At 43.2% G+C, this 20,395-nt stretch carries 21 protein-coding genes and 1 tRNA gene; 12 read left to right on the forward strand and 10 right to left on the reverse strand.

The genetic code is table 11. The features are described from left to right. Positions 1 to 234 precede the first annotated feature (234 nt). On the reverse strand, positions 235 to 1,095 hold the full coding sequence (locus tag V7R88_RS13595; RefSeq protein ID WP_011102149.1) for an aldo/keto reductase: 861 nt from the start codon (positions 1,093 to 1,095) through the stop codon (positions 235 to 237). Between the two features lie 140 nt (positions 1,096 to 1,235). Here V7R88_RS13595 and V7R88_RS13600 point away from each other — a divergent pair, with 140 nt between their 5' ends. The 3 genes from V7R88_RS13600 (at position 1,236) to V7R88_RS13610 (ending at position 3,246) form a co-directional block, all read left to right on the forward strand. Beyond that, positions 1,236 to 1,988, forward strand: coding sequence for a threonine/serine exporter family protein (locus V7R88_RS13600; RefSeq protein WP_054396362.1), 753 nt, complete (start codon positions 1,236 to 1,238; stop codon positions 1,986 to 1,988). 12 nt (positions 1,989 to 2,000) lie between these two features. Beyond that, on the forward strand, positions 2,001 to 2,462 hold the full coding sequence (locus V7R88_RS13605) for a threonine/serine exporter family protein (RefSeq protein WP_011102150.1): 462 nt from the start codon (positions 2,001 to 2,003) through the stop codon (positions 2,460 to 2,462). 442 nt (positions 2,463 to 2,904) lie between these two features. Then, positions 2,905 to 3,246 (forward strand): YxeA family protein, encoded by a 342-nt coding sequence (locus V7R88_RS13610; protein WP_054396364.1) that lies wholly within the window; start codon positions 2,905 to 2,907, stop codon positions 3,244 to 3,246. A 181-nt stretch (positions 3,247 to 3,427) separates the two neighbouring features. Here V7R88_RS13610 and V7R88_RS13615 read toward each other — a convergent pair whose 3' ends face one another. The 4 genes from V7R88_RS13615 to V7R88_RS13630 all read right to left on the reverse strand — a co-directional run bounded on the left by V7R88_RS13615 (position 3,428) and on the right by V7R88_RS13630 (position 5,849). Then, positions 3,428 to 4,255: an undecaprenyl-diphosphate phosphatase gene (locus V7R88_RS13615; protein ID WP_003645539.1), complete on the reverse strand. Its 828-nt coding sequence runs from the start codon at positions 4,253 to 4,255 to the stop codon at positions 3,428 to 3,430. A gap of 147 nt (positions 4,256 to 4,402) precedes the next feature. Further along, positions 4,403 to 4,921 carry an O-acetyl-ADP-ribose deacetylase gene (locus V7R88_RS13620; RefSeq protein ID WP_057717366.1) on the reverse strand — a complete coding sequence of 173 codons (519 nt, stop codon included), beginning with the start codon at positions 4,919 to 4,921 and terminating at the stop codon, positions 4,403 to 4,405. Between the two features lies 1 nt (position 4,922). Continuing rightward, positions 4,923 to 5,495, reverse strand: coding sequence for a TetR/AcrR family transcriptional regulator (locus V7R88_RS13625; RefSeq protein ID WP_054396366.1), 573 nt, complete (start codon positions 5,493 to 5,495; stop codon positions 4,923 to 4,925). Between the two features lie 30 nt (positions 5,496 to 5,525). Further along, entirely contained in the window at positions 5,526 to 5,849 is a 324-nt protein-coding gene (locus tag V7R88_RS13630) for a hypothetical protein (RefSeq protein WP_054396367.1), read from the reverse strand. Positions 5,850 to 6,097: 248 nt separating this feature from the next. Here V7R88_RS13630 and V7R88_RS13635 point away from each other — a divergent pair, with 248 nt between their 5' ends. Further along, positions 6,098 to 7,066, forward strand: coding sequence for a DUF1002 domain-containing protein (locus tag V7R88_RS13635; RefSeq protein WP_072535159.1), 969 nt, complete (start codon positions 6,098 to 6,100; stop codon positions 7,064 to 7,066). Between the two features lie 582 nt (positions 7,067 to 7,648). On the opposite strand, the gene V7R88_RS13640 is transcribed toward V7R88_RS13635, so the two are convergent. Both V7R88_RS13640 and V7R88_RS13645 read right to left on the reverse strand, forming a co-directional pair. Continuing rightward, positions 7,649 to 8,152, reverse strand: coding sequence for a MarR family winged helix-turn-helix transcriptional regulator (locus tag V7R88_RS13640; RefSeq protein WP_054396369.1), 504 nt, complete (start codon positions 8,150 to 8,152; stop codon positions 7,649 to 7,651). Positions 8,153 to 8,313: 161 nt separating this feature from the next. Further along, on the reverse strand, positions 8,314 to 8,982 hold the full coding sequence (locus V7R88_RS13645; RefSeq protein WP_072535160.1) for a TetR/AcrR family transcriptional regulator: 669 nt from the start codon (positions 8,980 to 8,982) through the stop codon (positions 8,314 to 8,316). A 304-nt stretch (positions 8,983 to 9,286) separates the two neighbouring features. On the opposite strand from V7R88_RS13645, the gene V7R88_RS13650 reads away from it, so the two are divergent. The 3 genes from V7R88_RS13650 to V7R88_RS13660 all read left to right on the forward strand — a co-directional run bounded on the left by V7R88_RS13650 (position 9,287) and on the right by V7R88_RS13660 (position 12,823). Then, positions 9,287 to 10,948: a phosphoenolpyruvate carboxykinase (ATP) gene (locus V7R88_RS13650; RefSeq protein ID WP_057717364.1), complete on the forward strand. Its 1,662-nt coding sequence runs from the start codon at positions 9,287 to 9,289 to the stop codon at positions 10,946 to 10,948. Between the two features lie 101 nt (positions 10,949 to 11,049). After that, complete coding sequence (locus V7R88_RS13655; protein ID WP_003643006.1) at positions 11,050 to 11,247, forward strand: LBP_cg2779 family protein; 198 nt, start codon at positions 11,050 to 11,052, stop codon at positions 11,245 to 11,247. A 172-nt stretch (positions 11,248 to 11,419) separates the two neighbouring features. After that, positions 11,420 to 12,823 (forward strand): glutamate decarboxylase, encoded by a 1,404-nt coding sequence (locus tag V7R88_RS13660; protein ID WP_060599059.1) that lies wholly within the window; start codon positions 11,420 to 11,422, stop codon positions 12,821 to 12,823. A gap of 131 nt (positions 12,824 to 12,954) precedes the next feature. Here V7R88_RS13660 and V7R88_RS13665 read toward each other — a convergent pair whose 3' ends face one another. Continuing rightward, positions 12,955 to 13,980 carry a C40 family peptidase gene (locus V7R88_RS13665; protein WP_060599056.1) on the reverse strand — a complete coding sequence of 342 codons (1,026 nt, stop codon included), beginning with the start codon at positions 13,978 to 13,980 and terminating at the stop codon, positions 12,955 to 12,957. Positions 13,981 to 14,305: 325 nt separating this feature from the next. Further along, positions 14,306 to 14,641 (reverse strand): hypothetical protein, encoded by a 336-nt coding sequence (locus V7R88_RS13670; RefSeq protein ID WP_003643009.1) that lies wholly within the window; start codon positions 14,639 to 14,641, stop codon positions 14,306 to 14,308. A 115-nt stretch (positions 14,642 to 14,756) separates the two neighbouring features. Between V7R88_RS13670 and V7R88_RS13675 the strand changes: the two genes are divergently transcribed. Both V7R88_RS13675 and V7R88_RS13680 read left to right on the forward strand, forming a co-directional pair. Continuing rightward, positions 14,757 to 15,128 (forward strand): hypothetical protein, encoded by a 372-nt coding sequence (locus V7R88_RS13675; protein WP_003643010.1) that lies wholly within the window; start codon positions 14,757 to 14,759, stop codon positions 15,126 to 15,128. Positions 15,129 to 15,181: 53 nt separating this feature from the next. Further along, a tRNA-Ala gene (locus V7R88_RS13680) sits at positions 15,182 to 15,254 on the forward strand. 1,181 nt (positions 15,255 to 16,435) lie between these two features. Here V7R88_RS13680 and V7R88_RS13685 read toward each other — a convergent pair. Then, positions 16,436 to 16,531, reverse strand: a complete 96-nt coding sequence (locus V7R88_RS13685) for a type I toxin-antitoxin system Fst family toxin (RefSeq protein WP_106786107.1) — start codon at positions 16,529 to 16,531, stop codon at positions 16,436 to 16,438. A gap of 1,176 nt (positions 16,532 to 17,707) precedes the next feature. Between V7R88_RS13685 and V7R88_RS13690 the strand changes: the two genes are divergently transcribed. The 3 genes from V7R88_RS13690 (at position 17,708) to V7R88_RS13700 (ending at position 20,338) form a co-directional block, all read left to right on the forward strand. After that, on the forward strand, positions 17,708 to 18,661 hold the full coding sequence (locus tag V7R88_RS13690; protein WP_057717879.1) for a Dyp-type peroxidase: 954 nt from the start codon (positions 17,708 to 17,710) through the stop codon (positions 18,659 to 18,661). Positions 18,662 to 18,928: 267 nt separating this feature from the next. Next, positions 18,929 to 19,642 carry a demethylmenaquinone methyltransferase gene (locus tag V7R88_RS13695; protein ID WP_003645523.1) on the forward strand — a complete coding sequence of 238 codons (714 nt, stop codon included), beginning with the start codon at positions 18,929 to 18,931 and terminating at the stop codon, positions 19,640 to 19,642. Continuing rightward, the gene (locus V7R88_RS13700; protein ID WP_057717878.1) at positions 19,643 to 20,338 is read left to right on the forward strand and encodes a YdcF family protein; all 696 of its coding nucleotides are present in this window, start codon (positions 19,643 to 19,645) and stop codon (positions 20,336 to 20,338) included. It begins immediately after the preceding gene. Positions 20,339 to 20,395: the final 57 nt, after the last annotated feature.

Below are 20,395 nucleotides of genomic sequence, written 5' to 3' on the forward strand. Positions count from 1 at the left end.
ACTGAGTGTACCATAGTCCCATCGCCGTGATAGTCAGGTTACTAGCCAATAACCGGGCATTTTATGACGTTTCATTAGTCTGATTAAGGGCCGACCTCATATTATTAAGCGGCCGCGCCACGCTTTTTACGATAACAACGAATTTTCTAATTTAACTAGCTGACTTTGACAATTAGGTGATTGGCCAAATAAAAAGGATGCTGCCAGTGGCTGCATCCTTAATAACGATGAAATTTAGAAATTAACTTGATCAGGATCATTAGCTAACCCGGCAACACCGTGGAAACCATCAATGACCTTCATATCATCATCGCTGAGTTCGAAATCAAATAATTCCGTGTTTTGTTCAATCCGATCCGCATGAACTGACTTTGGTAATGGCAAGAAACCGTGTTGTAATGACCAACGTAGCACAACTTGGGCAACGCTCTTATCATACTTATCAGCCAACGTCTTCAATTCTGGGATACTGAAGATCTTACCAGTACCTAATGGACTGTACGCTTCTGATAAAATGTCATGTTTGCGGTTGTAGGCCACGACTTCATCTTCCATATCACTAGGATTGAGGAAGATTTGGTTAACGGCTGGCACAACCTTGGCCGTCTTAAGCAGCGCGTCTAAATGCTTTGGACGGAAGTTAGAAACCCCGATAGCCCGTGCTTTACGTGCCGTGTAAGCTTCTTCCATTGCCCGCCAAGTATCGGCGTTCAATTGTTCCCAATTGTCGCGCATTGCGGCTGGGTTTGGCCAGTGGATCAAGTAGAGGTCCACATAATCCAAACCTAACTTAGCCAACGAAGTATCCAGCGCCTTCTTGGCAGCGTCATAGCCATGGTCGGCATTCCATAATTTGGTCGTGACGAATAGGTCTTCACGGGCCACACCACTATCGGCAATAGCTTTACCAACACTTTCCTCGTTACCATAGGCCGCCGCCGTGTCAATGTGACGGTAACCGGCCTTTAATGCGGCTAATACGGAATCGTAAGCAACCTGACCATCAGGTGTTTGCCACGTTCCAAAACCAACAATCGGAATCTTAGTGCCGTTATTTAACGTGTACGTATCGGTGAGTTTAGTCAATGCAGTCATCGAAAATGCCTCCAAAAATTTATTTGTTAAGATAATTCTACCCATAACCGACCACTTCCGGCAAACATTCTGTTCCAAACTAATGACGATACGCAAAATTCGTGAGAAAATATAAACATTCTGATGTGGGAGGGGTTTTGATGAGCGATACGGCAGTTATGTTAAAAACCACGTTATTGGCCGGCGCCATTTTGCTAGAAAATGGGGCTGAAATCAAACGAGTTGAAGACACGATGCAACGAATTGCAACCAACGCGGGCTACCCTGACGCGCAGGTCTTCGTACTGTTAACAGGGATTACCGTCTCCTTGCCGGAAAATGCCACTAGCGAAGTGCGAGCAATCCATAATCGGGGTATGGACCTCGAAAAAGTGGATCAGGTCAACAGCCTGTCACGGCAGTTTGCTAATCACGATATCGATTTAATTGAATTTGCCGCAGCCCTCGAACGGGTCAACCAAGCCGTACCGACCTTCCCATTCAGCTGGTTATGTCTAGCGGCCGTTGTCGTTAGTGTGCCGTTGATGGTCGCCTTTACCGGGCGGACAACCCCTGCCGACTTGATTACTTGTGGGCTAGCTGGGTTGGCTGGTTTTGCTGCCTTTTATTGGATCAATCGGCTGGGATCAATTCGGTTTCTCAGCGAATTTATGGGCGCTTTTATTATTGGTCTAATTACCCTACTCGGCTTTTATCTCACTAACGGTCATTATCATCCCGACGCCATCATTATTGGCGCTGTGATGCCATTAGTGCCAGGTGTCGCCATTACTAATGCTGTCCGTGACACAATGACGGGTAACTTACTGAGTGGTCCTGCCCGCGCTGTAGAGGCCGTTTTATCCGCGTGTGCGATTGGTGTTGGTATCGCACTGACTTCATTTTTCTACTAAAGGAGGCGTGACATGCTACATTGGCTCTTAACAACCGGTTTATTTCAAATTATCTTAGCTTACTTAGCTACGGCTGGTTTTGGGGTACTTCTCAATATTCCGCGTCGCGCCGTTAACCTCAGTGGTTGGGTGGGTGCTGCTGGCTGGTTTACGTATGAGGTCCTCTATCACATCCTGCCATTAGGAATCGACGCCAAACTTGCGATTGGTAACCTCGTCGCAGCTATCGTGATTGGCGTCGCTAGTGGTATGGCCGCACGCTACAAACGAATGCCGATGATCATCTTTAATATTCCTAGTCTGGTCCCACTGGTTCCTGGTGGCCAGTCTTATCGAGTCGTTCGTAACTTGGTCACTGGTCAACCAGACTTGGCCTACCAGTACTTTGTACAAGTTGTCATTATTGCTGGCGTGATTGCAATTGGCTTTCTCGTCGCTGAATTTATCAATCGCATTACTTTACACTTTGTTTAATCAGGAAGATCAGCTAGTGCATCTTTGTCGGTTAGCAAAATGACACCACGTTATCTTGATTTGCAGCTGCTAGACTTCTTAATGATTAGCAAAAAAATAGATAACGCCTTTTACTAAGTACTTACAATAAAAGTAAGTTAATAGGTCTAATATAGTTCAAATTGTGGGCTTATAAGCCTGCAACATTTACAATAATAATTGTATTTAACCTGCGATTTTCTAATTTGGAGGGAGAAAAGCTCCATTTATTATTTAGATACTGACAAAATAAGCTTAGAGGAAAAGAAAATACCCTTGGTACGATTGGTATAAAATTATGACCTTCATTAATATTTTTCAAAACTGTAAATTCAATTAAAATACTGCCTAATTACGATTCTACAGCTGCGATTTCAATGTGATTGCGAAGCCTTAAAAGGTAGTATACGAGGAGAATATTACAATGAATACTAAGTCTAATCATCTCATCGAATGGCTGCTCACCTTATTATTAATAGTCTCAATTCTGATAAATGTTGGTTGGTTTATTTTTCGATATGGCGGTCATTACTACTACATGAAAATATCGAGTAGTACCGGAACTTCCCCAATTACACTACCGGTCAATGTCCCAGCTACTGGGTATCAATACCAAGGACTAGCAACTAATTCTAAGGGCGAAAAAAAGTATCTTCATTTTAATACAGTTGCTGCTGATCCAGCCCCATTCAAACGCGGACAAATTGTCAGAATCACATTCAATCAAAGGTACGGCGTAACCAACTATAAATTAGTTCATCGGTAACACGATTACTTCAAAAAAGCCGTCATAACGATTGGTCTATCACTTATCCAATCGTTATGACGGTCCATCCATTACTAGAATGATATAATCTAAAAAGTCAGCAACTAATTTATAGTCGCTGACTTTATTTATTCATGATATTTGCGGCAACAAGCTTAGCCAAAAGTGACGCTTCTAGTATTTAATGAATCAACGTAAAGTAGCCAATCACAAGTACCCCCAGGACAATTCGGTACCAACCGAACGCCTTGAAGTCGTTTTTCTTGATGTAATCCAACAAGAAACGAATCGACAAGTAAGCGACTACGAAGGACACGATCACCCCAACGGCTAAGACTGCTCCTTGCAAACCAGCTAAAGAACCACCGTGAGCAAAGAATTTCACAAGCTTCAATAATGACGCCCCAAACATTGTTGGAATTGCCATGAAGAATGAAAACTCAGTTGCGACGTAGCGTGAAGTTCCAATCAAGATAGCCCCCAAAATGGTTGCACCGGAACGTGAAGTCCCTGGAATCAATGAAAGCAACTGGAAACACCCAATGAACAATGCCGTCGTATAAGGTAACGTTTGTAGATTAGCGAAGCGGGGTGTTAAGCGCTTATTATGATTTTCAATCACAATGAATAGGACCCCATAAATAATCAACGTGGCAGAAACGACCGCCCAATTCATTAAATGTTCGTCCATCCAATCATTTAACGGTAGTCCCACAATCACTGATGGAATGACCGCTAATAACACCTTACTCCAGAGAACCCAAGTATTTCGCTTTTCCGTGGTATCCTTGCGTGGTGACAACGGGTTTAGTTTATGGAAATACAGGACAACGACCGCCATGATCGCCCCTAATTGAATCACGACGTTGAACATATCCGTAAACTGCGTGGACTGTTGCATCTTGATAAATTCGTCAACTAGGACTAAATGCCCCGTTGAACTAATTGGTAAGAATTCAGTAATCCCTTCAACGATCCCCAAGATTACCGCTTTAAAAATATCTAACACAATGGATTCCTTTCTTGTTGGCAACGATTATCGCTTGATAATCCCAATACATAAAGATTTACGACCATCCCCGATGGCCGCCATATCAACATTATAGCAAGCAGTTATCCAAGATAGTAGCGTCCATGTGTATTTTTTTGGTAAAGATTAATTTGTCAGCGCTACCAACGCCGTACTAAATGCATTTTGTGTTTGGTCATCAAAACAAACAATCGTGATTGTCTGAACCGTGTGGGCCGTTGTCTGCGCGGTTGCTTGTAACGTTTTTAACGCTAACGGCGCTGCAATCGATAGCGGAAAGTGATAGACGCCGGTACTGATTGACGGAAAAGCAACCGTTTGACAATGATTCTCAGCGGCCAAATTCAGACTGTTGCGATAACTATTCGCTAACAATTGTAATTCGTTATGTTGCCCACCTTGCCAAACGGGGCCTGGCGTGTGAATGACATACTTCGCCGGTAGTCGAAAGCCCGGCGTAATCTTGCCTTCGCCAGTTGCACAACCGTGTAATGGGCGACAGGCCGCCAGTAACTCCGGTCCCGCTGCCCGATGAATGGCACCATCGACGCCGCCACCACCAAGCAAACTCGTATTGGCCGCATTAACAATTGCATCAACGGTCATTTTGGTAATATCACCGTGAATGACTTTAATCTCAACCATCTTAAACTGCCCCCATAATCAGATTAACGCTCGTTTGAGCCTGTTGTTTTAGCTGTGCCCCACTAGGATCCTGTTTTGCCAATAGCTGAATGCCGCTGCGAACCTGCATTAAACTTGCTGCAGCCTCAGCGACCGTGGTCGGTAAGGTTTTAGCCTGCGGTGAAAGTAAACCGACGAGTCGGGTCTGTAAATCAGCATAGATCGTTTGCAATTGGGCCATCAAGGACGCATCCTGCGACCCAATCTCGGCCATCAGGTTCACCATCAAACATCCTGCGGGCCACCGTTCACTCTGAAACGGTAGTCGCAAACAAGCCGCAATTAAAGCGGGCAATGGCGTTTGCCGCGCCCGCTCGCGTTGAATCAACTGATCCAATTGTTCGTCCAACGTACTTTGGTAGCGCTCAAGGCATCGTCGTAATGCGACGCGCTTGTTATGATACTGACGATAGAATTGGGTGCGTGATAACCGGCTAACAGTAAGCAAATCGTCAACCGTCGTTTGATAATAACCACCTTGCCAAAACTGAATCATCATTGCCGTTTCAACTGCAGATACATCCTTAACAGCCATGCTAAAACCTCCTGAAACTGACGTGCCATCTTAATCAGCTACTAAATATTGAATACCGCGAATAATCGACCATAGATAGCTTGCTACCGCAACCAGACCAAATACGGCTAGTAATACCACCGCCAACCAGCCACTATTCGCTAAATTATTCATATAGATGCCGCTCACACCTAAAATGACGAGCAACGTAATTCCTAAGATTGTCGGCAGTAAATGGAGCCAAAAGGCCCGTCCCGCTACTCGATGAGCCTCTGGATTAGTACTCGTTAATAGCCAAACAATTAGTGGGAATAAAACTGGTAAGAATAAAATGCTTAAATAACTCAATGCGTTAATCACTCGATTTTGTGTCATCGTCCTAACCTCCCCCGGTATTTATTCCGAGTATAGCGAAAGTCTGGTACTTCGGCAAATAATAAACAAATTGTTAAAATACTTAGGACTCTCCCAAGGTTACGCCCCGAATGTTAACTTACAATCACGGTCTGCTATAATAATGACATAACCTAACCTTGCAATCGTTAGTTGCCACTGTACAACCCGGGAGCGAACGGTTCACGTTGGGATTTAGATGCATTAGTTAAGATGCGGAGGAAAAGAAAATGACGAAACGAATGAGTTTCAAATTTAAATGGGTCGCCCTCGTTGCCACCCTGATCGTTGGGCTTGGCGGCTGGCAAGCCCTTGCGCACGCTGACAGTAGTAGCGACGAACCAATTGTCACATTAGGCAGTAGCCTGACTAGTAGTCAAAAGACCGGGACAATCAACACATTGACGGCCAGTTTGAACGGTGCCGATTATCAAACACTGACCGTTAACGGCGATACCCTAGTCAAATACCTCAATCCGGCTGGTGAAAGTTTTACAAGTACCTCGGGTGTGTGGTCCAGCGCGATGATTCAAAAGACAAGTTCTGGTTCCGGAATTAATGTTAAAATTCTAGATTATAACGGCAGTAATAATATCACCACCATTACGGCTAACCAATATAAAAATGCGGCACTGACAGCCGGAATTACCGATGCCAATATTTACGTGACGTCGGCTACCCCAATCGACGGTTCAGGCGCGCTAGCTGGTGTGTACGCGGCGTACGCTAAATCTGGTAATAGCTTGAATACGAAGCAAGTGACCGCTGCCCAGGACGAATTGAGTACACTCAGCGGCATCACCCAAGCGAATAAGAGCAAGGACGGCTATACCGATTCCCAGTTAAATAATGCCGTGGCCGGTGCTAAAAAGGAAATGGCTCAAAAGGGGAGCAGTATTACCAAGAACGAAATCACGACCATCGTGAACCAACAGATTACCAATAACAATTTAACGAACGTCATTACCAATAATCAAAAAACTGAAATTATTAATTTACTTGTTAAGATCCGTGACTCTGGTGCGTTAGACTCTTCAAGCTTCAAGACCCAGGCTAACTCACTGATGAAGAACATTCAGTCCAATGCGAAGGGCGTCTTCAGTAAGCTCAACACCAAGGAAAACCAGAACTTACTTCAAAAGATGTGGAGCGCCATCGTGAACTTCTTCAGTTCTATCTTTAAATCAATCTTTGGCTAAGTATTAATGACTTAATGAATGCCGCTAACATGAAGGCACAGCATGATAGCCGTTGTAGGAATCTTTAGCTCCTGCAACGGCTTTTTGATGGCAAATTTTTCTATTGCAACAACGATAAGCAGTCACTAGTATCCTGCTCAACTGGCTGTGACCCATCTTTAGTTCAGCCAATAACAACCAACAAACAGTCCAGTGACTTAAGCCACCCTGAGCACACCCCGCTGATAATATGACCAAAATAGCAGTTATCCAGTTAACCCATCGTTCGTGGTGATTATACAACGATGTAAGCGATATTATTTTTGTGCTTATATACTGAGCGGGCAAGTTTACCAGTACAAACTCGGATTAAGTCGGGTTGCGAATTATTAAAAATCAATTAATCGGTTACAGTCCTTCTCCTTCACACGCTTCATCTTTATCCGCTCAGACCCCATAAACACTAGCAAAAAAGTTGCTTCAAGAATGTTATTCACATTCTTGAAGCAACTTTTTTAGCATCAATCATCAAATATCAACCCGACTCTCAGCGCCGAGTAAGATGCACCAACTATGTGCACCGGGTGATTGGCTTCAAACTACTTAAGCTTCGGCCCGTTTCAAATCCGTATCAGCATAGGTCGTCTTCTTGGTTTGCTTGCTAGCATTTTCGTTAACAAACTTATCCATGAATTCTTCTACTAAGTTCAGCGTCTGATACTGTTTTGCTAAACTAAAACTTTGACGCCATTCCCGGTTGCGTTGAACCAATTCAGTAAAGACTTCATGTTCGATCCGAGCGCCTTCTGGTGTTAACTTCAACACTTTGTTACGACGATCATGATCTTCAGCTTCCTGATATAAGTAATCTTTCCGTAATAAGCGACCAATCAAGCGTGAGATTGCAGAGCGCGTCACACCGTGGCTTTCAGCGATATCCATCAAACGGATTTTGCCCTTTGCTTCAGCGATATCATATAGAATATAAAACTCATCTAAAGTAATTCCATGTTCCGTTGCAGGTTCAGCAAACATATCTGATAAGTTCTTGAAACCATGCAAATACATGTGGCTAAAGCGATTAAAAAATTCCATATCTTCATTCATTGTTCCAGTCTCCCTTTCACTAGTCGAATTATCATTAAATTCCCAATCATAATTCGCCCCATACTTTTATAAATAAATTAGTAAGCGTCGTTTATCATTTCCCCGCTTTAAAGTGTACTAGTATATTTTACGAAATACAAGTAATTTAGATTACTTTAATATTAAATTTTTATTTCAGTACTCAAGTCGAGGGTTGCGTGCTTATGCAGATAGGTGATGAATTCCTGATAATAATAATCCGTATTATATTTAGCCGTACTCAGATAAATTTGGTCAATTTTCTCAGTATTCTCGCCTAATAACAAGTAAAACGCTTGGTCGATATTCTCTGCAATCATACCCACACTAGCTCTTAAAATTTTACGCTTGAAGAATACGGCCATGCCACCAGATAACGCGAAGTTCAGCGCGTATCTAATCATGGCAGCCTCGCCTTCTACACCAATCGCTTCTAGCCAGTCTAGTGTCACAAGCACCATTTCGGTCGTCAATTCCGGACTCTCAAAAATGTCTTTAATGAAGTGTTCCATGGTTGGATTCTCATCTAACATTCGCAAGACAAAGCTCATCTGAATCATCGTCCGCTGGTATGAGGACAGCATGGTCAGCTGTTCATTGCTATAGATAAAGGCACTCAGCGTCAATTCATTCAGCATCGTACTTAATAAAACGATCTTCTTCGGGAAGTAGTGTTGTAACAACGACTTGCTGATATCACAGGCAATGGCGATGTCCTTCATCTGAACATTCGCATAACCCTGTTCGGAAAATAAGCGAAACGCCGTATTAACAATCTCCATTCGCCGTTGCGTGTTCCTTCTTCGTGGCAAGAAAGATGCCCCCTATCACTGATTTTAAATCATTCTCTTTTAATAAACTATACTAATATAGCTTTGAACGCAAGTGATAATTTAATCGGAAAGTTAATCAATAACACCCTTAACTATATTAATGATCACTATTTATCAATAAAATCCCCAAGCGCCATGAGCGACAAGTTGCCCCAAAATTAGGACAATTACAGTCTTTAGTGGCTAAAAACAGGACTGACCGTTCATTAGCGAAAAAGAAAACGCTTTCTTATACAAAAGTTTGTGCTAAAATTAACTTATTAACTTGCAGGGAGGCTACAACATGAGCACTAAAAATTCTTATCAATTAGCTGATATTGGTCGTCATAATCCAATCTTTTCACAGATCCGTTCCACCGTCGAAACGGCCTTTTACGGTAACAATATGCACCACGTTGATAATGTCGCTGACGCATACCACCGCGCTACCAAGGACCCCGGAACCGTTATTACGGACCTCCCAATCTATCGCGCAACAGACTTAGGCTTACCAGCTAATGCCAAAATGTTGATTGCCAATACGGGTAAGGTCGTTGGCCGGACCGCACAAGCACGCCGGATTCTAGGCAACCCCGGCGTTAGCGAGGCGGACATGGCTGGTCGCTTACGCCAGGCACTATTCGCTAGCGCGCACAAGGACTTCATCAAGACGGACGTGCTGGTTGGACTAGATGAAGACTTCATCGTGCGGGCCCACCTCGCGATTCCAGATGGGTTTGCCAATAATCTGCTCTCTTACATGCTTAACTTCCAGCCCATCACCGCGGCTTATCAAAAAATGTTCGATCAGTCCGTTGCTTATCCAGAAGGCGACATTTACATTTACGCCGACCCTACTTATCATGATCCCGATTATCCAGACGGCCTGGCTATTTTTGATCCGCAACATAATACGGCCGCCATTCTGGGGATGCCTTACTTTGGTGAGCTAAAGAAATCGACTTTGACCTTAGCTTGGTCGATTGCTCATCGCCACGGTTTCGTTGCTTGTCACGGCGGCTTGAAAGCTTTCCACTTTAAGGACAAGCAGGATCAAGTCTTCGCCATGTTCGGGTTATCAGGTTCCGGTAAATCGACACTGACCCACGCTAAACACGGCTATAAATACGATATCACCGTCCTCCACGACGACGCCTTTGTCATCAATCGCAAGGATGGTAGTTCCGTGGCGCTCGAGCCTTCTTACTTTGACAAAACCAATGACTATCCAATGACCTCCGATGAGACCAAGTATTTTATGACGATCCAAAACGTCGGCGTCACCTTAGACGATCAGGGTCGCAAGGTCCTCGTCACTGAAGATCTGCGCAACGGTAACGGCCGGACGATCAAGTCACGGTACGCTTCAACTAACCGGGTTGATAAGGAAGCAGCTCCCCTCAATGCAATCTTCTGGATTATGAAAGACGATAGCTTGCCACCCGTGATCAAAGTAGATGATCCCGTATTAGCAGCAACATTCGGCGCCACTTTAGCGACCAAACGGAGCTCGGCCGAAAACATTATTGGTGACGTCGACCGCAATGCCTTAGTGATCGAACCATTTGCCAATCCATTTAGGGTCTATCCCCTCTCGGAAGATTACCATGATTTCAAGGCCCTCTTTGAAGAACGCCATTTAGATTGCTACCTATTGAACACCGGCTTCTTCGGCGACAAGAAGATTCCTAAGGAAATTACCTTGGGCGCGCTGGAAGCCATTGTCAACGATACGACCGAGTGGGAGTCATTCGCGGGTTTGGACCACATGCAAAACCTAAAGTTAGCTGATTTCCCAGTTGATTATACCAATGCCGACTATCGTAACTTGGTTGCGACTCGGTTGGGGATTCGGGCAAACTTCGTTGATCAATATCAACACAATAACAATGATCGGCTTCCCCATGAGATTACTGACATTCTGGTCCACCTACAAGATCAATTAAAACAACCAATTACAAAATAGCATGGCATTCGTTCCCCGCTCCAGACCAATTAAGGTTATAATAAAACTAGCAGGTATATGGCACTGAACTTTTACGAATTCTAAAAATCGGGGTGAGGAGCATGGAACTACCATTAAGTCAATTATCAGAAAAGCTCATCAGTTTTGAACGCGAGCACCATCTTACAGATAACGATCTTGCGTTTGGCAGTCAATTATCAGTTGAACGGATTCACAACATTAAATCTGGTGAAGCAACGCCAACTCAAGAAGAACTGCAACTGTTGAAGAAATTCATGAATAGCAAAGCCAAAGCTTAACTGCTAGTTCAGCGATAAAGCCTAATTGGGGCAAAGATCCTCACTAAAAACTGGTCGTCCATTCGACCAGTTTTTTTGTGGTCTACCATCCGGATTGCGTTTTAATTTACCCTGTTATCACCTCGTGCTATACTCGGCACAACTTATAAAGATAAGGGTGACCAACATGGCAATGTTATACGGTAAACACAATCATGAAGCTGAAGAATACTTGGAACCAGTCTTTGGTGCGCCTTCTGAACAACATGATCTTCCTAAGTATCGGTTACCAAAGCATTCATTATCCCCTCGAGAAGCCGATCGCTTAGTTCGTGATGAATTATTAGATGAAGGCAATTCACGACTGAACCTAGCAACCTTTTGTCAGACCTATATGGAACCCGAAGCCGTTGAATTAATGAAAGATACGTTGGCTAAAAATGCCATCGACAAATCTGAGTACCCCCGCACGGCTGAGATCGAAAATCGGTGTGTGAACATCATTGCCAATCTGTGGCACGCACCTAGTGACGAACACTTTACGGGTACCTCTACGATTGGCTCCTCTGAAGCTTGTATGTTAGGCAGTTTAGCAATGAAATTCGCCTGGCGTAAACGCGCTCAAGCGGCAGGTTTAGATCTGAATGCCCATCGACCTAACCTTGTTATTTCGGCGGGCTATCAAGTTTGCTGGGAAAAGTTTTGTGTCTACTGGGACGTTGACATGCACGTGGTCCCAATGGATGAGCAACATATGGCGCTGGATATTGACCACGTCTTAGACTACGTGGACGAATACACAATTGGTATCGTCGGTATCATGGGCATCACTTATACCGGTCAATATGACGACCTAGCCGCACTCGATAAGGTCGTTACTCACTACAATCATCAGCATCCCAAATTACCAGTCTACATTCACGTTGACGCAGCGTCAGGTGGCTTCTATACCCCATTTATTGAGCCGCAACTCATCTGGGACTTCCGGTTGGCTAACGTCGTTTCGATCAACGCCTCCGGGCACAAGTACGGTTTAGTTTATCCCGGGGTCGGCTGGGTCGTTTGGCGTGATCGTCAGTTTTTACCGCCAGAATTAGTCTTCAAAGTTAGTTATTTAGGTGGGGAGTTGCCGACAATGGCAATCAACTTCTCACATAGTGCAGCCCAGCTCATTGGACAATACTATAATTTCATTCGCTTTGGTATGGACGGTTACCGCGAGATTCAAACAAAGACTCATGATGTTGCCCGCTACCTGGCAGCCGCTCTGGATAAAGTTGGTGAGTTTAAGATGATCAATAACGGACACCAACTCCCCCTGATTTGTTACCAACTAGCCCCGCGCGAAAATCGTGAATGGACCCTTTATGATTTATCGGATCGCCTATTAATGAACGGTTGGCAAGTACCAACGTATCCTTTACCTGCTAATCTGGAACAACAAGTCATCCAACGAATCGTCGTTCGGGCTGACTTTGGCATGAATATGGCCCACGATTTCATGGATGACCTGACCAAGGCTGTCCATGACTTAAACCAAGCTCATATCGTCTATCATCACGACGCGGCACCTAAGAAATACGGATTCACGCACTGAATCATCGCGTGATTTTGATAAAATAGTTAAACTTCAGAAAATAATTATTATCACTCGTGTATACAAAAAATAGCATCATCCAGATTCTGACGAACCGGGATGATGCTATTTATCCATTTAAAGGATATTAATTACATGTGGATAGCAAAGCTTGGTGTGTAGTAAGCTGTGCTCTTAATTGAAACAGTTTCACCATAAGTTGGTGAAGCGATGTATTGGCCACCGCCTAAGTAAATCCCAACGTGGTAAGGTGCTGAATCAGAACCCCAGAAAATCAAGTCGCCAGCTTGTGCTTGGCTGAATGATACGTGAGTACCAATCGTTGCTTGGGCATAAGTAGTCCGACCAATTGAACGACCAACCTTAGCAAAGGCAGCTTGCGTGAATGCAGAGCAATCCATTTGTTCGTAAGGTGTGCCAATGAAAGTCTTGCCAGCAGCAATTACTGAACTGTATGATGCAGTTGAACTAGTTGTTGCTGAAGCACGGTAGGCTGTTGCAGTAGCAGTCGTTGTTGATGAACTGTTCGTTGTTGTGTTACTTGCAGTTGAGCTAGCTTGTGAACTCGTTGAAGTAGCAGCTGATTGCGTGCTAGTAGACGATGCTACTGAAGTTGAGCTTTGTGATGCTTGTGAAGCTGAACTTTGGCTAGCAGAGCTTTGTGAAGTTGCTGAACTAGTTACAGCACTTGAACTAGCTTGTGAAACTACTGAACTCGTTGAAGCACTTGAAGTTACACTGCTTGCACTAGCAGTTGAAGTACTACTCGATTGCGCAGCTACTGAGCTACTTGATACTGCTTGGCTCGTACTACTTGCACTAGTAGTTGAACTAGCAGCTTGTGAACTCGTTGAAGTTGCAGCACTAGTCGACTTGGCACTGCTTGCACTAGCAGCGGTCTTCTTAGCCGTAACCTTTTCACCGGTCTTAACACCAGGAATATTGATGGTCTTACCAGCAATAATCATATTAGGATTGCTTAAACCATTAGCTTCAGCAATCTTGTCAACAGAAACATTGTACTTTTGTGCGTATGCCCAAACAGTGTCCCCTGCTTTGATTGTCATTGAATCGGCATTGGCAACTGCTTGACTAGTAACTAACATACCAGCTAAAGCAGCAGTTCCTAACATCACTTGTTTAATATTTACTTTCACTTTAATAATGATCACTCCAAAAAGAATGTCACGTATGTACTTCAAGCCAACGTCTATACTACTCAATTTGTGTTACATACCAATACCAGCAAAATAACAATATGTTACGAAAGTTACAAAACCGTAACAATAATTAGCCATCGTAACATTTCCGCGCTGAAACCCTATCATACCGGCATCGTTTTATTACTAAAATTTGAGACCATTTAGCAACTTTGACGAAAAAAAGTTATTTTTATTTTAAAAAGCCGAATTTCCAGTGACAATTCCTGGAAATTCGGTTAAATTTCAATTTAATTACGACCAAACGTTCGGTTAATTTGGACTATTTAGATATTCGTTGGCGATGATGCGTTCGCGGTAATCCTAATAGCCATCGAATATCATTACCCGTAAAGTTCAACTTCAAGAATTCGCCACTTTGTCCCTGTTGATACATGGTCGGTAATACCTGGTCTTGCAACTTGATCACTTGTTGTGCGATCTCTTCGTCAAATAAATATTGCCGTGTCGCAGCAGCAATTTCACCAACAGTAAAAATCTGAGCAGCGTTAGCAAATATCTGCTCTTTGCTCAGCGCCAACTGGGCTTGTTTAAACTGGGCGTAGGACTGATCCAAGACTTGGCCTGCTTGAGTTTCCAATGCGGTTACTGTGGTCATGATGCGCACCTCCTAAATTTATCCCTATTGTAACCGCCACCGCTGACTTTGACCACGCTAAACCATGCTTTTTAAATAAAATTTGCTATACTAAAATGACAAAGGGGAAATTAACTTGACGAATACAGACAATCGTTATTATCAACCAACCGACATCAAAGATGCACTTCAAACAATTCAAAAATTATTTAATACTTATACCGATGCCCCATTAACACCCGAATTAATGACTTACCATCAAAAATTAGTTAATCAGTTAGCTACTAATTTATTACCACTAGCACAACAACAACATGACAAATTACGGATCACCCAAATTAATTCAATGATGGCCGTTATGCAAGATTGGCTAAAATTAAGGCTGAATGGTCAAGTCTTCGGCGGCAAAATGCAACACTTCAAGTTTGTCAGCAACCAAAAAGCACAGTACAAACGACGAGTGCATAAAATTCGTGGCAATCAAAATCATCGTGCTAGTCGCCATTGATGACCAAACTAGACTTGCACGACTAGCATTTTGCGGTATACTAAAAGTGTATTGGGCCCTTAGCTCAGTTGGGAGAGCGCCTGCTTCGCATGCAGGAGGTCGTCGGTTCAAATCCGGTAGGGTCCATATTAGTGTTTTCCGGAACTAATAAATGCTGTCAAACCAGTATTTTCTATAAATCCTGATTGACTCTATTTATCCATAATTAGATAACATGGAAAGCATCGGAGATAACATCAGAATATAATCCGTTGACTGACAGGCGTTTACCGTTACCCGGTGATTGGGTGGCGGTTATTTTTTGCCTTGACTACTTAGCCTAACAATTATAACCAATAATTCAGCAACTTTGTATAAACAACTTAGGAGAGGTACCTGTATGATAAATAAACTTACACAGTCGTCATTATTTAAAAAAGAAATACAAAGATTTCATAACAATATTCATTTCAATTTAATGGTTAAATTTTCATTTAGCTTCTTCCTGAGTAACATACTCTTCTTTGCGTTGATATATTTTAGGACCGATGGGAGGGGATACAGAAAGGAGCACCCCCTCATATTTCTAACCGATCCTATGCTCTCTGTTTGGCATTCTATATTAGTATTATTAGTTCTAGGAATATCATTATTATCCTTAGCAATCAATTTTGCTCCTGAAGAAAAATTTAAAATTGACCTTAAGAGACTATTTCAATACATACTATTTTGGATCATGACACTTTCAATTATAGAAATATTGGTCACGCCAAAACTATTAAGTAGCGGTAATAATTTTGGCTTAACCTACATCGTTTTAATCCTACAATCATATGTACTGGTATCAGTTATCGTTCTATGCGTAAAACATATTTGGAAGTGGATGTTAGACGATGAAAACCGAATCATAGACAGCAGATTAAAAATTATTCGAACCATCATATTAACGATTATTGGATGGTTTGTCGTTAATAAAATATGAACATGTATACAAATCATTAATTAATCTCTCAGCATTGAATTTTAATCACTTATCATAGTAGGATCCAGAACACTTTTAATGCTGGTGGGCTGATGTAAGAGCTATCTTAAACGGATGGTTTTTTATTTTATATGGATCATGCTTAAAAAGCGTTGTTATATATGACTAAAAACATTTTTTCCTTATGATAGCTAGATAAATTAGATTTTGCCTTATATAGCTGTTATAATGTACTTGCGATTAGAATTGAACATTGGAGACACCGATACCCCCAACTATTGCCGTAGTTGAGGGTATTTTTTACGCTTATGTACTAAATGGGTGTATTAGATGTTGCCTAGCCAGCCTACTTCTTGTCTTTACGATCTAACCACTTTGAAAACAAAGCGGTTAAAACAGCTACAATAAGCGGGGCGATTAGCGAATTGAACAATAGAGACACCTCCCATCCGTTACACGGTATAGGTAGGCAACTTCTATATTATCCAGTGTTGCTAGGGTAATTGCAAATTTCTCTGGTCAAATTGACTAAAACGCACTTTCTAAATTCATTAAATCACGCTGTACATCAATGGGGGCAAGAGTTTCAGGTGTCTTTGAAAATGATTAATTCCATTTTATATTGCTAGAAAACATCTGCGCAAAATTGCGCACATCTTTAAATATATGGCTTTGTAAAATCTGTCCAAAACTGAACACATCTTTACTGTTCAGATTGAATGATGAAACTCCTCAAGTTCAATTATCTCCGCTACAATCAACGATAGCCTACCTTTTTTCATCCACTTTCGTTTTTTTTATCAGGTATCTACAAGGCCATTTTGACATACACTGCCAGCGCTATATAGTTTATAAACCATATAGTCCGAACACTTAGTGCAAACTTGGCCTTAACAAATTAATCAAAAGTGTAGCTTCTCTTACCATGAGGGGCATACTGATTCAAACTGGTGGAAAAGTCACAATAAGTTTCAATCACCCGAAAATTCGGGGCATTACAATATTCACATGCTATTACCTAATACACGGCCCAACCCCGTCTTTTTCTAACTGTATCTCATGCATTTAAAACGTCTTTTTTTGATTGAATCCAAGGTCGTTTAAAACGACTTCGGATCGCGTCCTTTGAAAAGACCTATTTTCGTTATGAGTACAAGCCCTCACGATTAAACAAATGGCTGTGAGCCATCCATTACAAACACCGATAATTCCAACTGACTAATCCGTTCAAGTATTAATATACTTGTAATAGCCGTCTAAATGTCTCAAACTATCCCTTGCTAAAAACGATGATTTACAAGTTACTTAGTAATTACACAGATATTTAATTACAATTATCTGCAATTAGGACAGATAAAGTTTCATTTTTGTTAAAGTATTAGTGGGTCCTGTGAGCTATAGCTCACAGGACCCACTAATACAGTTTCAAATTTAAAACTAGCTTTGCGCTTATTTGCTAATCATTATTACTCATGTTCTAATACCACGTTAGTTTGGCCGCCTACCCCTGATGCTGCGAATGTCGTCATTATTCATACCCGCCGCTTGCCTTTATTTGACGCTACCCGTATCACCATGTACGCTAACAATATCAAACAATTTATGGAGGAAATATACCATGCCAATCAATCCCAATCGCGCCCAAGATGTCTGGAAAGATGTCGGTGAACACGTTCAATTTACCGTTCTTCAATTAAATCGGCAGAATCAGCAACACGACCGGGAAGTCTTTCAGGAATTTGCAGATCGGTCACAAGCCATCATTCGCTCATTACGCATCCGGGACGCCAAACCTGAAACTGGTACCCAATTAAAAGTTAGCATCGGCATCAGTAGCGCCGCTTGGGATTACCTGTTTCCTGGCGCACCCAAACCTAAAGAATTAGAAACCTACACCACCTTAAGTGGACCCAAATACACCATGCCAGCAACACCTGGCGACCTCTTTTTCCACATTCGCGCCAGCAACGAAGCAGTCGTCTACGAATGTCAAACGCAGTTCCAGCGGGTCTTAGCGCCAATCACGACCGTCCTCGATGAGACGAAGGGCTTTCGTTACTTCGAGGGCCGGGCCATCATTGGCTTTATCGACGGTACGGAAGCGCCGGCCGTAGAAGATGCCGCTGATTATGCCTTAGTTGGTGACGAAGATCCCCAGTTCATCAACGGCTCTTACGCCTTTGCACAGAAATGGCAACATGATATGCCCGTGTGGGAACATATGCACACCGAAGATCAGGAAAAAGCCGTGGGCCGTGAAAAATTCAGCGACTTCGAGTTAGAAGACGAAGACAAGTTTAAGAATGCTCACAACGTTGCTTCAAAATTGGAAATTGATGGTGTCGAACAAAAAATCGTTCGGATGAATGTCCCGTACTCCAATCCAGCAGCTGGTAACACAGGGACCTACTTCATTGGTTATGCCCGTCACTGGACGGTTACCAAAGGCATGCTGCAAAACATGGTCGACCAAAGTGACTTTTTACTAACTTTCTCAACTTTACTATCCGGACAAGCGTTCTTCATCCCATCACGTGACCTGTTCGCTCAAATTGCAGATGATGATTTTTAAGCTATTACTAGCGTACTCGTTTTGACGTTAAGGCTTCGACTAGGAACACGCTGTCAAAAAAGGCAGTCTTGATTGGTACTTAATACATACCGATTGAGACTGCCTTTATGTTGTTTTAACTTTAGTTTAACGGTTTATTCACGAACAATATTGACAACAGCGAACTCAATCTCGTGGCTTTATATTGATTATCATTCCTTTTCACGGTAACTGGCAACCAACATCTGCTATAGTAGTAAGTAAAGCAACTATCAGGAGGTATCATTTATGGCAAATCGCTATTTACATAATGTCCAAGGTTTGTTCGACACCATCGCGCCGAACTATGATCGGATGAATAACATCATCAGTCTCGGAACGCATCGTCATTGGCGCAAGCAAACGATGGCCCAAATCCATTTAGCGCCTAACGCCCATGTTCTCGACCTCTGTTGTGGTACGGGTGATTGGACGATCGCGCTGGCTAAAGAATTACAGGCACCCGGTGAAGTCATCGGATTAGACTTTTCAGCCCCAATGTTAAAACTGGCACAACAAAAAGTGACCCAGCAACAGGTTGCCGATCGGGTCTGGTTGCGCCGCGGCAATGCGATGCATCTTCCGTTTAAGGACAACACCTTTGACCTCGTCACGATTGGCTTCGGACTCCGCAACTTGCCTGATAAAGCCCAAGCTTTAACTGAAATTTATCGCGTACTAAAACCGGGGGCTCGCTTAGTCTGCTTAGAGACGTCTCAACCCGATCAGCCATTGATTAAACCGGTCTGGCAGTGGTATTTCACAAAAGTAGTCCCACTATTCGGGCGCTTATTCGCCCATCAATATCAGGAATATTCCTATTTACAGGAAACCACTCGTCACTTTGCAAGCTACCAACAGTTAGCAACGATGTTTCAGCAAGCAGGCTTTCAAAATGTTCACTTCCAACGGTTCAACTTTGGGGCCGCAGCGGCTCACTTTGGGACTAAGGAGGCCAAGTAATTGGACGAACTGACCGCTTTCAATCAATGTCTGGCTTGGTTGACACACACCACCGCCTTGCCTGAGCACCTCGATGGCCTGGTCCTTTGTGGCAACAGCCTCCCAGCAACAGCCACTGCAGCGGGCCAGTTAGCCCAAGACTATCAATTACCACTACTCATTATTGCGGGCGGCATCGGCCACGCCACTAAGTATTTGCGGCAAAACTTAAACCTGCCAAAATCTCAAGCTAGTGAGGCTGAGTTGATGGCGACGCTTGTTCGAACGACTGGCTATCAAGGTAGTATCCGCCTCGATAAGACTTCTACCAATACTGGTAGCAATGCCACGCATGCCCGCGCGTTAGCCCCCACCGATTGGCGCCACGTCCTACTCGTACAAGACCCGTTACTCGCGCGGCGGACTACCCTAACGTTCTCAGCCAATTGGCCCAATGCCAACTTTATTCGCTATGCGCCGGCGACCTTGCAATTAAACCAGCTACAACCAATGCAATTTACGCCAACCACAGCATTAGCTGGCTGGCAACCCGCTTATTTCACTGAACTCTTACTCGGTGAATTTCAACGCCTAGTGGATACCCCCACCGGTTATGGCCCCCGTGGTCAGGGCTTCATCGCCCACGTGGATATTCCCGAAAAGGTGCTCGCTGCGGCCCGGTATTTACAGTCGCAATCACTACACCGCCAGCGGTAACGTTTATTTTTAAAATCTAGTAGTGCCACCAAAAAATCCCGTTTCACTGTAGCAGAA

Origin of the sequence: Lactiplantibacillus argentoratensis, assembly GCF_037290055.1 — a bacterium.
Lineage (GTDB): Bacteria > Bacillota > Bacilli > Lactobacillales > Lactobacillaceae > Lactiplantibacillus > Lactiplantibacillus plantarum.

Coding starts and splice junctions, on each gene's coding strand:
- V7R88_RS13595 (WP_011102149.1), bottom strand. CDS start 1,095: ATGACTGCATTGACTAAACTCACCGATACGTACACGTTAAATAACGGC.
- V7R88_RS13600 (WP_054396362.1), top strand. CDS start 1,236: ATGAGCGATACGGCAGTTATGTTAAAAACCACGTTATTGGCCGGCGCC.
- V7R88_RS13605 (WP_011102150.1), top strand. CDS start 2,001: ATGCTACATTGGCTCTTAACAACCGGTTTATTTCAAATTATCTTAGCT.
- V7R88_RS13610 (WP_054396364.1), top strand. CDS start 2,905: ATGAATACTAAGTCTAATCATCTCATCGAATGGCTGCTCACCTTATTA.
- V7R88_RS13620 (WP_057717366.1), bottom strand. CDS start 4,921: ATGGTTGAGATTAAAGTCATTCACGGTGATATTACCAAAATGACCGTT.
- V7R88_RS13625 (WP_054396366.1), bottom strand. CDS start 5,495: ATGGCTGTTAAGGATGTATCTGCAGTTGAAACGGCAATGATGATTCAG.
- V7R88_RS13630 (WP_054396367.1), bottom strand. CDS start 5,849: ATGACACAAAATCGAGTGATTAACGCATTGAGTTATTTAAGCATTTTA.
- V7R88_RS13635 (WP_072535159.1), top strand. CDS start 6,098: ATGACGAAACGAATGAGTTTCAAATTTAAATGGGTCGCCCTCGTTGCC.
- V7R88_RS13640 (WP_054396369.1), bottom strand. CDS start 8,152: ATGAATGAAGATATGGAATTTTTTAATCGCTTTAGCCACATGTATTTG.
- V7R88_RS13650 (WP_057717364.1), top strand. CDS start 9,287: ATGAGCACTAAAAATTCTTATCAATTAGCTGATATTGGTCGTCATAAT.
- V7R88_RS13655 (WP_003643006.1), top strand. CDS start 11,050: ATGGAACTACCATTAAGTCAATTATCAGAAAAGCTCATCAGTTTTGAA.
- V7R88_RS13660 (WP_060599059.1), top strand. CDS start 11,420: ATGTTATACGGTAAACACAATCATGAAGCTGAAGAATACTTGGAACCA.
- V7R88_RS13670 (WP_003643009.1), bottom strand. CDS start 14,641: ATGACCACAGTAACCGCATTGGAAACTCAAGCAGGCCAAGTCTTGGAT.
- V7R88_RS13690 (WP_057717879.1), top strand. CDS start 17,708: ATGCCAATCAATCCCAATCGCGCCCAAGATGTCTGGAAAGATGTCGGT.
- V7R88_RS13695 (WP_003645523.1), top strand. CDS start 18,929: ATGGCAAATCGCTATTTACATAATGTCCAAGGTTTGTTCGACACCATC.